Annotated in this window: 5 protein-coding genes; all 5 read right to left on the minus strand. The window is 38.7% G+C overall.

The genetic code is table 11. The annotated features are described in order from the left end of the window. Positions 1 to 69 precede the first annotated feature (69 nt). On the minus strand, positions 70 to 6,357 hold the full coding sequence (locus GSF04_RS02800) for a non-ribosomal peptide synthetase (protein ID WP_211856480.1): 6,288 nt from the start codon (positions 6,355 to 6,357) through the stop codon (positions 70 to 72). Then, positions 6,354 to 8,060, minus strand: coding sequence for a cyclic peptide export ABC transporter (locus GSF04_RS02805; protein WP_211856482.1), 1,707 nt, complete (start codon positions 8,058 to 8,060; stop codon positions 6,354 to 6,356). The genes GSF04_RS02800 and GSF04_RS02805 overlap by 4 nt, the downstream gene beginning before the upstream one ends. Before the next feature lie 11 nt (positions 8,061 to 8,071). Next, a complete protein-coding gene (locus tag GSF04_RS02810) occupies positions 8,072 to 10,513 on the minus strand; it encodes a penicillin acylase family protein (RefSeq protein WP_211856484.1) in 2,442 nt (813 codons plus the stop codon). 111 nt (positions 10,514 to 10,624) lie between these two features. Further along, positions 10,625 to 11,680, minus strand: a complete 1,056-nt coding sequence (locus tag GSF04_RS02815; protein WP_130127679.1) for a fatty acid desaturase family protein — start codon at positions 11,678 to 11,680, stop codon at positions 10,625 to 10,627. A 248-nt stretch (positions 11,681 to 11,928) separates the two neighbouring features. Continuing rightward, positions 11,929 to 12,738, minus strand: a complete 810-nt coding sequence (locus GSF04_RS02820; RefSeq protein ID WP_211856486.1) for a sulfotransferase — start codon at positions 12,736 to 12,738, stop codon at positions 11,929 to 11,931. Positions 12,739 to 13,538: the final 800 nt, after the last annotated feature.

Below are 13,538 nucleotides of genomic sequence, written 5' to 3' on the forward strand. Positions count from 1 at the left end.
ATTTTTATTTTCAACACACTTCGTATCGCCGTCAAAACTGACTGAGTACAAAACATCTTTTTATTTCTGTTAGATCACAGTTATACTGCTATATTCGCTCGCGTCACTCGTCAAATTTTGATAGAAAGTACGTTCATCTAATAGCGAGGCTATCGTTGTTATCCGACTATCAGCCAAAAAATCTGCTACCGAAAACTCGATAAAGTCAAAGTGCTGATTAATCTTTCGTACTAACCTAACCACATGCATAGAATTTCCACCCAGCGAGTAAAAGTCTGTTTCTACGCATACATTTTTATTGATTCCATCAAGTTCACTGCACCATAGAGAAACAAGTATTTTCTGAGTCTTTCCTTGAGCCAAAGTTGGTTCAACAATCATTTGCCTGCTGAAGCTTGGTAACGCCTTAATATCAATTTTTCCGTTACTGGTAAGCGGCATCTCATCGAAAACCTCAAATCTAGAAGGGACTAAATAGTCGGGCAGTATTTTTAGTAGCGCATTTCGTATATCAACAAGAGAAGCTATTTCGTTTAGCACTAAATATGCAGCAAGCTCTTGCTCTCGCCCGTTATCAAATGCACAAACGAAAGCTTGGTTAACCTCTGGCAATGAACACAGCGCCCCTTGAACCTCTGTTGGCTCAACTAAAGTCCCTCTAATTTTAATTTGGTTGTCAATTCGGCCTATATAATTCAGACGACCCGAGCCGTCTAAACGAACCAAATCTCCAGTCAAATAAAAGCGCTTCCCTTGATATGGATGCTGTTGACAAACAAAAAAACGTGTTGCAGATAACTCAGGTAAGTTGTGATAATCGTTTGTAACACTGACACCGCTGATTACTAGTTCTCCGATAGCTCCCATGGGTAATAATCGATTATTTTCGTCAACTACAGCATGGATATAATTGCTTAAACTTTTCCCTAAGGCTAAGCGGCATCGTTCACTAGCCTGACTGTCGACTCTGTTTATACAGGACCAAATTGTTGCCTCTGTTGGTCCATAGCAATTGAATAATGTACCACTTCGCTCAGACAGTAATTGCTGCAAATGTGTATCTAGAGCCTCACCACCTGTTAATAGAGTTAAACGCTTACCTCCTTGCCAGCCTGATTCTATCATTTGCCGCCACCTTGATGGGGTAGCTTGAATAACATCGACTTCATGTTGTTCGATATACTCTTTTAATAATAAAGGGTCAGCAGCTTGCTCATCACTAACGAGTACACAACGATCTGCTCTAATTAGAGGCGCTAGCCATTCTAGAAGTGAAATATCAAAAGAATTAGTAGTTAAGGCCAACCAAGTTTTCGCATTACCTAAGTCTAACGCCAATAACATTGCGTTTAAAAAGTTGTTTAAAGCACCGTAGTGTATCGGCACCCCTTTGGGGCTTCCTGTCGAGCCCGACGTATATAAAATATAGGCCGTTGCATCTGGATGAAGTTGACGGATTGGCAGCGCTTTTGTTGTTGAAGCGACTAAATCATAATTCTCAATATCAAGCACTTGTATCAAAGTCGAACACGACAACTTGCTCGCTCGAACTTCATCTTTGGTAATAATATGACTAATGCCACTGTCTTTAATAATGTAAGCTAATCGCGTGTCATTAAAATTTATTGGCAAAGGAACAAATGTTACCCCCAGTAGCATCGTGGCAAGCATACTACATTGCAACACTTGACCACGCGGTAACATAATCCCAACCACATCTCCTTGATTGACACCAGCCGCTAAAATTGACTTTGCAAAGCGGGTGCACAGCTCACCCACTTGCTTATATGACATCACATCCTTTCCCATTACGAACGCTATACTTGTCGAATCAAAATTTTGATAAATTGCTGCAAGGAAGTTTTTCTCAGCATTTTGTACACGACTGCTTTTGTTCCACTGGACCAGTTTGCTTGAATCTAATCTGCTAAGTAAGTTTAACTCGTGTAGGCTGGCTTCTGGGGTTGACACAAAGGTATTTAGCAACAGTTCAAAACTATTCTGCCATTGCTTGATTGTAGTGCTATCGAATATAGCTTGGTTGTATAACCAACTAAGTTCTAACCCATCCGACATGGTGTTTACATGAAGTTCTAGATCATACTTCACAGCACTATGTTCATGCACTAATCGTTCACTGCATACTTCCCGTAATGTCATATTATCGAAACTATATTCTTGATAATTAAACATGATCTGAAATATAGGTGCATAGCTCGAATCATGAGCCGTGGCTAATTGTTCAACTAATTGCTCAAACGGTGTCGACTGGTGAGGTAAAGCGTCGAAAAGTTCAGACTGTATAGAGCTCATCCAATTCACAAGTGACTCATTGTGCTTAGCCTGAACTCGGATTGGCAGCATATTAATAAATACACCGTACACTTTTTGCAAGCTAGTATGCTCTCTACCTAGCACAGGAATACCGATAATAATATCTTGCTGGCGGCTGTATACCATCAGCAGATAACTATACAAACTAAACAGTATGCTAGAAAGAGTCAGCTTGTGCTGTTCACACAGTTTGATCAACTGTTTAGTTGTTTGGTCATCGACAAATGTACGCGAGCATCGTCCATCAATGCGAGTATTATTTAATCTTGGATTATCCAAGGGCAACCCATGTAAATTTGGCGCCCCTTCAAGCTTAGTTTGCCAAAAATCTATATCAATTTGATGCTTATTTTCGTTTTGCCACGTCGCAAAATCGCCATACTCTGGCGCTTCTAGCGGTAAATCACAATCACGCCTATTGCCACTAAGATTGCAGTCATAAATATCAGACAACTCTTTAAGCAAGAGATTAATCGAATAACCATCCAACGCAATATGATGAGAGGAAAGAAATAGGTAACTAGTACTAGCATCTTCTGTGAACAGATGGGCCCGCAACATGGTATCTGACTCTAAGTCAAACTTGCTATTTAACCTCTGGGCATAAAGATCATTTAGGACATCTTTCATATCGCCTGCGGGCAGTTTATCAACAACGAACTCAACGGAAGCATTATGTCTTACCAACTGATAAGGCAACTCATGATCTAGATGATAAGTCGTTCTCAATATTGCATTATTCTTAACCACATCTGCAAGTGCTTGTCTTAGTTTTGCAACGTTGAGAGCACCTGATAACCTATAGGAAATCACCATGTTATTCATCGTTTGATTACCAGCCATTTGCTCAGTGAACCAAATACGTTTTTGAGCCAACGAAAGTGGAGCGCGGTTTGAGTCAATGCGCTTGATTACAACTTGATGCTTTTTGACGCAGTTTTGTTGAAGAAGTGTTGACTGCTTTGGCAAAGTATCATGTGAAAACAATTGTACAAGTGTAAATTGTGTCGCAAAAGTCTCATTGATTAAAGCCAACATTCTCATTGCCAACAGCGAGCTACCACCTAATTCAAATAAGCTCTGATCAATAGGAATTGATTGGACACCTAACAAATCTTGCCATAGAGTCAACAACATCCGTTCGACTTCGTTTTTGGCAACAAACGCCTCAGTTAAACTTTCTACTTTAATATCAGGTAATTTGGTTTTATCTATTTTACCATTTTTGTTCAGCGGAAACTCTGCTAAAAAACAAAAATGTTGAGGCACCATATACATTGGCAATATTTTACTAATATGCTCAAATAGCAACTTATTATCAATAGGTTGTGCTGCGCAGTAATAAGCTACCAAAAACTTATGCTCTGATTGAACTTTAGCAACGACAAGCGCATCATTAATACTGGGATATTGAGTCAATACAGTTGAAATTTCATTAGTCTCTATTCTAAAACCGTTCAGTTTGATCTGCTCATCGATTCTGCCAACATAATGCAAAATACCGTCATCATCCAATCGCACGAGGTCACCAGTGCGATACCATTTCATAGATTCATTGTCGCTTGCTTTAAGAAAAAGAAACCTTTCATCTGTTAATTGAGAAAGGTTTCGGTAACCTCTGGCTACGCCACTACCTCCAAGGTAAAGTTCTCCTATATGTCCGACAGGTAGCTCCTTCCCTCTCTGATCTAATATAAGGGCACAACTACCACTAATGACTTTACCAATGGCGGGGGAAATGTGTACCTTTTCGGTATAAGCCATACAAGTTGAATATGTTGTATCCTCAGAGGGCCCATACAAATTTCGCACAGTCTGACTTGAGTTTTGTTCGAAGATATCGTTTACAAGAGCCATTGGCAATGGCTCCCCTGCAAGATTTATAGCAACGACAGATTTAGGGATATTTCTGTGCTCCAACCATACTTTCATCGCGGAGGGAACGGTGTTTATCATAGACACCACAGGACACGTACTCATCGCTTCCAGCGCGTTTTCGACTACATATATACAATTTCCCGACGACAAAGGGACGAACAACTCAAATGCAGATAAATCGAAACTTAACGAAGTACTTGCAAGGACACAACGAAGCTCACTCTTGCTAAACTCTTCTAAAGACCAATTAATCAAAGCCATTAAGTTCTTATGACAGATCTCCACCCCTTTTGGTATACCAGTCGAACCAGACGTATAAATTAAGTAAGCAAGATCGTTAGGTGAATAAGTTAAATTAAGATTCTCTCCATTCAATTCAACGACCTTTTCCGAACTTAACTCAACAATTTGATAATTAGACAAACGCGGAAAAGTAACTTGCTCACTCACAGCGACATGTTTCAAGCCACTGTCGTTAACAATTGACGCAAGACGATGCTCTGGAATTGAAGGGTCAAGAGCAACATAAGCAGCCCCTAGTTTAAAAATAGCCAATAAAATTGCGGGTAAGTCCTTATCTCTCGTTAAAGAAACACCGACTATATCTGCGCAAACCACTCCACTGTTTTGTAATACTCTTGCGTATTGATTAGCCTTTATATTCAACTCAACAAAGCTTACTTCATGTTGACTATCAAGTACGGCTATCTTATCTGGGGTCTGTAAAACTTGGTGTTCAAAAGCGCTAATAATTGAGTCTTGCCCTAACTTATTTGGCAAAAGTGAAGGTGTTGAAAGGTGACTTAACAACGCCCGCTCTTGTTCACCAAAAGTATCAAGCCTGTCAATTGACATAACAGGGTTGACTAATACCTGCTCCAATATTTTAACAATGCCGTCAAGTACACGCCTTGCTGCCAATTGCGAGAGCCATTTTAAGCTGTGATCGAGTTGCAACTCAACATAGTCGGTTGCACCGTATTCCCAAACATTGAGCATCGCTGGTGTTTGTTCGTGACTGTGTGACCAATACACAAGATCAGCTGTTTGCCCTTCGATTTCTATATCACTATCCAGATGCAGAAAATTAAATGCAACATCATACAAAGGTGCTCTCTGTGCGGAACGACTAATACAACTATAAATGTCGCCAATAGGAAATTTTGTATGACGAAAATTTCGCTTTATTTGCGATGATATCTCCACCGCGATTGACTTAAAACTATTCGTACCATCTAGGTTTAATCGTAAAGGGCTCATACTAGTAAAAACACCTAGTTTAGACTTTTGTTTATGACCACTACGATTATGAACGGGAACACCTATCGTTAATTCTTTTTTTCGATATGACAATATCCAATATAGTGCGTAAGCTGAAAGTAACAATTGCGGGAAAGCGATGTTTAATTCGGCTGCTGCCTTTTTCAATGCAACAACTTTTTCTTTCGGTAAAACGCTAATTTCCCTACGACTTGGAATGCAGTCCTCGCCTTCATAAGACACATTCAAATCTGGCGAAAAAAGTGGCTCAGTAGATAAATCCTTAAGGTTTTCTTGCCAATATGCTTTATCGTTTTGGTATTTCGTACTACTTACATATGACTTATCCAGTTCGACGATATCAGGCCAGCTGATTTCCAACTCAGGTGCACTTTTGCCAGCCAAGTCTTGATTATAATAAACACCAATCAACCTAGCGAGATTTGCAAATCCCCAGCCGTCGACCGCTATATGGTGAGCTAATGATACATAACGGTAATGTCGCTTGGCCATTTTTATCAAGAAAGAACGAAACAAAGGTTCGTCATGGATTTCAAATGGTGTTTGAAACTGTTTATCTAACCATAAATCAATTTCGCTCTCAGACTTATCACTAAAATCTACTATCGGTAAACTCGTATCACGCACTTTAGTTAAATATTGCCCTAAACCGCTTTCTTCTGACAGAATACGTATGCCAAACGCGTCGTGATTTCGTACCATCTGAGCATGCGCTCGTTGCACACGCTTTGGGTCTATATTTTTAAAACGAATAAAGCCACCAATATTATACAATGGGTTGGCAGGATATCTAAGCTGGGCAAAGTAAATATCTCGTTGGGTTGAAGTCAAGGCTATTTTATTTGGGATCATATGGATGTTCACACAAATTCCTCTTGTTTTTCTTCTGGCGCCTCGGTAGGAATAGTCACACTGGACTCGTCTCTGCGCAGCCCCCTTTCCATTACAATGACCTGATCGGCAAGGTCGAAGTATCTATCATCGTGACTTATTACTATCACGGCTTTTCCAGCCTCTCTTAATTCCTTTAGCAATTCATAATAAAAAAAGTGCTTAAAGTCAGGGTCCTGATCCGCCGCCCACTCATCAAACAGATACAAATCCTTTTCTTCTAAATAAGCCACTAGGAGTGCTAATCTTTTTCTTTGTCCATCCGATAGCTTAAGTGTAGAAAAGCGGCCATTTTCTATTGTCACTTTGTCTTGCAGCTTTAATTTGGTTAAATACTTCTGTACTTTGTCTTCATCTAATTTGTTACCTAAGCCATGCAGGCTTTGAAATAGGTAATAGTCTGAATAAACAGATGAAATACATTGCCGGTAACTATTAATATTATCTTTTGTTACTTCGACATCATCAAAGCTAATGCTGCCCGCTGTTGGTAAATAGTGCATGGTAAGCATTTTGCCTAATGTAGATTTCCCCGAACCATTACCACCCACGATAAAAGTAACCTGCCCTTTCTTGAGTTGAAGTGAAACAGGTCCAACAGAGAATGATGTATCCTCTTCCTGACTAGGATAAATAAAACGCAAGTTTTCAACTGTAATTGACTGCCAAGGTTTTATCGGCTCGACTGACTCATTAAACGCTTCTTCTGCTAATAGCTTTCGTAAATGTGTTATTTTTCGCAATGAAACTTTTGCCATAGACAACTCTGGAAAAGTATTTAAAATCGACCCGACAGGGCCGGTAACATATAACATTGCCATTATGACGCCAATCAGCTCTTCGCTACTAATATCACTGTAATTAACAAATACGAACGTAATGACTCCAATAACAAAAAAGCCAATAAGGTCACCATAGTTCATCGCGCTACGAACAATTGCCAAAGCTGTCTTTTGTGTTTTAATCAAGCCAGACTCTGCATCATTTAACTCAACTTGATGATAATGCTCTTTTCGACTTGTATTGAGCTTTAATTCCTTAGCGCCATAAATTAAGCCTCGAATGCCCTCATGCAAATCATCAACCCTCTCTCTGGCTTTGATAAAGTAATTACGCCCAATTAACATTGGAATTTGATAAGTTAATGCACCAAATAGAATAGCCGCCAACACAAAACCAAAGGCTTCAGCATTTAATAGCAACAAAAAACTCAGCATACTAACAATAGTAACCATTGAAATAATCAAATCAGGCAACACTTTCACGCCTCTCATTATGTCTTCAACGTCCTTAGTGATTGTCGCTAGCAGCTTAGGCGAACCAACATTTTCTAAATTAATTAACGAAGCTTTTGCTATATTTTGATAAATGTCTTTGCGCAGATCAGAAGTCACATCAAGCGCTAACCTTGTTAACGTTATTTGGGAAAATGTTCTAGCAAAAAATATAAATAAGCAAATAATCAAGAACGCAGTGGCAAAACTCTGGTTAGCTACTTCAATACCGAATACGATAGCATTAGCTGTATCTTCGGCAACAAAACGACTATCTCCAGTGATACTGTTTAACACTATAGGGATAAGCAAGCTGTACGCAACACCAGCTAATGAACCAAAAACTATCGCAGCAAACAGTTTGTTTGGCGACCTATGGATAAATGCATCAAATAATTTCATTAACTAGGCCTTTATTTATTTTTGGGTAATAAACTTAACTTTTGATTTTTGCTTACTAACAACCAAGGAAGAGTTGCATATTCTAGATTATTAAAAGGCTCAACCATGTCATCATAATGTTTACTCAAAATATTGCCGGACTGCCCAGTACTATTCATAAACCAGTGTTCCCCGCTCGCACCACCCAATGATATTATCTGTCTAAAACCTGCACCAAAGCTTTGCTCATAGCCTTGAGATGGTTGATAAGATGCATTAGCAACATTTACACTATTCACACTGCCACCATTATTGATACTTCGCTCGAAAATCCCTTTAAGTAACTTTATTTGGCTAATTGGCTGGTGCTGGTAAACCGTTTTATGCAACTCCCCCCAAATCCAACCTTCCATATCATCTCCTGCCAGTTTGGTAAGCTCTTCGATAGCGCTATCCAAAGACGAAAGTAACACGCCATTACAATTTGAATGACTACTAGAGTTAGGTCCATCACACCAATGTTCTTGTCCTGTGCTAAGCATGTCCAACATTTGACTAATTGTTAGGTTACCTATGATCCTGCCTAAAAACATGTCAAGTTCTAGCTTATTGTATGGCGCTTGAAGATCTTCAAGCAATAAAGTCTGACGAAGATGATCAAGCCAGACGGTCACTATTGTCGGCGCTACGTGTGATTTAGTCATATTGCCGTCCCAATTTTTAATCACTTCTATTGCCTGGCATTGAGTGGTGGTTTCGCAGTGAACCTCTTTCAATAATGGCAGTATTGATGCTACAGCCAAATCTTTTATATCACCCTGAATCGTCGCATTGTCTATCATCGTCACCTTACTATTAGACTCTAACTTATTCGCTAGCAATTCACTAATTCGCTCAGCTCGAGCTGTTGGTGCCCATTTGGCACTGATAAAATAAGGGTAATCGTCACTAAAGGCTTTATCATTGGCTGATACGATGTACCCTGAATGAGGATCCTTAATTTCAGGTAACTGCTTTCTAGGTATAAAGCCTTGCCATTGAAACCTATCATCCCAACCGATAGATGGCAGTAACCCTTTACCTGTTTTACGTACCGGTATTTTACCTGCTGCGACAAGCCCTATTAGGCCATCGTTATCTGCATACAATAGATTTAACGCTGGAGCGACTAAACTATTTGCAGAGCTTTTAAAGTCGTCCCAGTCATTCGCATAATTCAACTCATAGAATGCTTGAAAACTCGTGTCATCAGGATCAAGAGCAGTCCAACGTAAAGCAACAGGGTTTTCGATCAAGCCATATACATCACTTATTATTGGGCCATTACGCGTACTTCTTACTTTTACTTTTAAGGGCTTAAGTGGTTTATTCATCGCAGCAGGAAAGTCTTGCTTCACTGAGATCAACTCAGTTCTTTCGGAAATGGCTTGCCACTTTCCATTGACTAAGTACTGTTCCGGATTATGAACGTTAACTTGTTCCACAAAAAGGTCTTGAACATCAGCTCCTAAATTAGTGCCTCCCCAAGCAATGTGCGTATTTTGTCCAAACAAAATCACGGGAAGCCCTACTAAAGCCGCACCTTTTGCATTAATTTCTTCTCCCTTTATGTTGGCAAAAAACCAGTACGATGGGATCTGTAATCCTAGGTGTGGATCATTTGCTAGTATGGTAGCTCCGTTACTGCTTGCTTTCCCACTGACAGCCCACGCATTACTTCCTACAAATTTTCCACCTAGTTGTAGTTGCATGTTCTGTTTATTAAAAAGCTCATTTGCTAACGCTAAATAGCCACTTTCGATCGAAAGACTAGCTACCTCTGTCGGCGAAGTCTCCCCTTTGAGGTCGGGATAAATAAAATGTAGTTTGTCATTATCAAGTACTTGAGATGCAGCATAGTGCTCCAACTCATCGAGGTAGTTCCCCCCTAAATTTAGTGCAAAAACCTTTATCCATGCTAACGAATCAACTTCTTTCCAATATTGAGGCTGAATGTCAAACATCATAAATTCTGAAGGTAACGCATCTGATTCATCAATCCAAGCATTCACACCATTAGCATATGAGGTTAAAGCTATTTTTGCATCAGGTGATAAGCTGTCAAAAGCGGCTTCTGCTGCGGAATATAGACCCAAACTACGCATAAAAACATCTTGCTCAACCATACTTTTGCCAAACACTTCACTTAAACGGCCGCCTGCCATACGTTTTTGTATTTCAAGTTGCCATAATCGCTCTTGAGCTTGCAAATATCCCATAGTAAAAAAAGCATCTTTATCTGAGTTAGCTTCTATAAAAACAACGCCCCAGTCATCCCTCAATACTTCTACCGGAGCTTCTATACCAGACACTTCAAAACTGCCGTCTGTCTTTGGTAAACTACTAAGAGCAATAAAGCCTAGCCAAGTTAAGAATGCGACTAACGGCAATAGAATAAGAAAAATAAATCGACTAAGTAATGGTTTTTTTAACACTATAAATGTTCCTATAAAAAGAAGTAATCAACTAACTTCTATTCAATGTTTAGACTATATATTTCCATGTTCTACATAGCATTTTTTTGGTTAAGCACTGAAACTAATCATTTAACTAGCCTGCTTTTGAATTAAATACGTACAAAATGATTCACTATCAGGGTTTGTTTTTTGCCAATCTCTATATTTGATTATAAATGAAATTAAGCTCTCTTCTTTGTCATTACGCCACGTAAAAATTCCGCCACACATATCATTCCAATTACGATAGGCTTCTTCATTTAATAACGCTTGATGGGCTGCTTTGTATTTATAGCAGGGAATATTAGGCGCTAAATGATGGATAAGATGATACCTGTCTCCGTGCCTTCCAATTATAAAGTTTTCTAGCCAAGTTCCATTTCGATTACGAGTTAAAAACAAACTCTCTTTTTCTAATTCCGGCAGCGGATAATGTTCTGCTAGCTCTGCCAGCCAGCCGATCGTTATTCCAGCGGTAAACATAGGCACAAGCCAAAACAAAATAAACTCAGTGATAACTCCAAAATATACAATTAAGGACGCCAATACGGCCCAATAAACGAAGAAGGCCCAGCGCTCTCGAACCGCTTCACGTTTTGTTTTATCTGACTGACCGGTCATATCAAAAAAGATTCTATCCTTAAATATGTATTTGATGTACTGAATGGATCTATACCCAATCATAGACAGTAAAATATTTTTGATAATAAACCAATGAACTGGCTGAGAATTATCATATAGCCCACAGCTAATATGAAACTCAAAGTCAGGATCTTCTTGTCTATCTCCTAGGTGACTGTGGTGCTTCATGTGAGAACATTTGTATGGAACAGCCATATGAAATACTAAATAACTAGAGAGGTAAGTGCCACCAATATGATTGAGTATTTTGTTTTCTGCGAATGTATTATGTGAGGTTTCATGCAACAAATTTGCGAAAACTCGATGCACAGAACCAATCAATATCACAGCCAGTGGATAAAATATGTAAGAAACTACAACACACACATATATAGAAACAGCAACTATTAAACAGTTAAAAAGAATTATTAATAGACAACTATAATTGTCACGTTTGAGTTTTGATATCTTCCTCAGTGTTTCTCTGGATATTTTCATATCCAGAGATGAATTGGCATTACTCATAAATATCCTTGAATCTAATGTAATAATTTTTATTTTTGCAAAATATTTATCTTTAAAAAGCTGTATTAGAATACAGCCTTACGCTAATTGATTAGACAGAAGTGAGTATCTTATAATAACTCAGCTTAAAAACTTTAAAGGCTCACGACGCTACTATGTCAGTGATAGAACCAAATAAGTGCTCCTCTTTAACATCGGAAGAATCTCACGCATGAGATGTTTTTTAGTGTTCACTATTTAGACATTCCTTATAGAATCTTGTAGTTAAAATGCTCCAATAAGAAAGAGTAACAATCAAAAATGCTACTTAAATGTGAGATTTCCGCTGATGATAGTCGGTTGATTTGTATATCATTTTTATTGACTATTTGATTGGTCATATAGTCTTTCACCTGAACTTTTGCATACGGATCAATACTCTCAGCTACTCCTTCAGGTAACTCCAACACCCTAGATAGAATTATTGGGTCTTCGCAAAAATTCTCATAAGTAACCAACGGGATATTGAGTGAAGTAACGAGTTCTAAAATGGTCATACTTCTTTTCAACCATGCTGCTGCCATGACCGAAAGTATCTCCAGCCTTTCGTTTTGAGAAAGCTCATCCGCTTCATGATGACGATACAGAGTACTCGCGCAATTTGCATAAGGGTCTCGGTTATTTGCCAAAAATGAACAAGAATCAAATTGACTAGCAAGCGTTTTTATCCTCACCATATTGGACGGGCTCTTTTCAACTACAACTTTTACACTTGGATTTTGAGCTTTTGTTTTTTGATATTGATTTAACCAAACAGATTTGACAGATGCATAATCTATAACCTTATTGCTATTCCATCTATCATCCTCACATAGGCCAGGAACAAGCCATTGACCTTCACCACTTTCATGCAAAAGCATCGTTTTATTGCTCGTATTTAAAATTTCTGCCAAAGCAGTACTACCCGAATAAGGCGGTGTAATTATAAAAAGAAAGTGAGGTTCATGCCCTTTTGTGTATTCGGCCATTGGCCAATGTAACTTTGGACTATCAATTATAATATCGTCGGTATAATCCACTTACTATTCCTTATTAATTAATAAGCAAAAAAAATAACTGTGCACGATTAAATAGCTACAAATAAGCTTGTAAAAACTATTAATATCAAACAAATAGGCATAACGTTAAACTACTTGCACCATTGCTTGAATTTTCTGGTCAACTCCAGCCGAACACTTTTCTTAAAACATTTTCATACTCAGCGTGTGGCTGATCATTATTAGCTGACTACAGTCTCTCTAAATTGTAATGTCTCACCTAGTCAGCAACATCATTTTTTATGTATTCGTGAGTTGATTGAAAAAATTTTAGAAACCACGCTTGTTTTAAGCTACCAAAGAACTTTTCAGCAACAGCGCTATCACAACGAGCCCCCATGCTTGCTCGCATACCAAATTGCTTTAGCAACTTACGGTATCGCTTATTCGTATAGTCAGAATTAAGCATTAAATCCTAGACTGTCTTTCTCAAGTTAAAAGCCTAAATCACGTCTTTTATAACTAAACCAGTCATCATGCCTGCCAACAGTTCGACGATAATATAAATTCATTCCAACAGCAAGGTACATCCAACTTTCACTTGTCTTTAGTAGAGTAAAAAACCAAACGTAGTCGAACTATTTCTCACTCGGTGCTCCTTTAATGATAGCTAACAGCCAAAGCGACATAATTTTAACGTGAAGTAACAATATTTCTGGCTTCATACCTAATATACAGATTTGTTTCAGATGAACAACCACATGACTCATATGTCGGGACTACCCACTAATTGCAATAGTAAGCAGTCCTAATACGTTTCCATTATCGGATTTACCATCAAC

This window comes from Pseudoalteromonas sp. A22, assembly GCF_018141345.1.
Taxonomy (GTDB): domain Bacteria; phylum Pseudomonadota; class Gammaproteobacteria; order Enterobacterales; family Alteromonadaceae; genus Pseudoalteromonas; species Pseudoalteromonas maricaloris.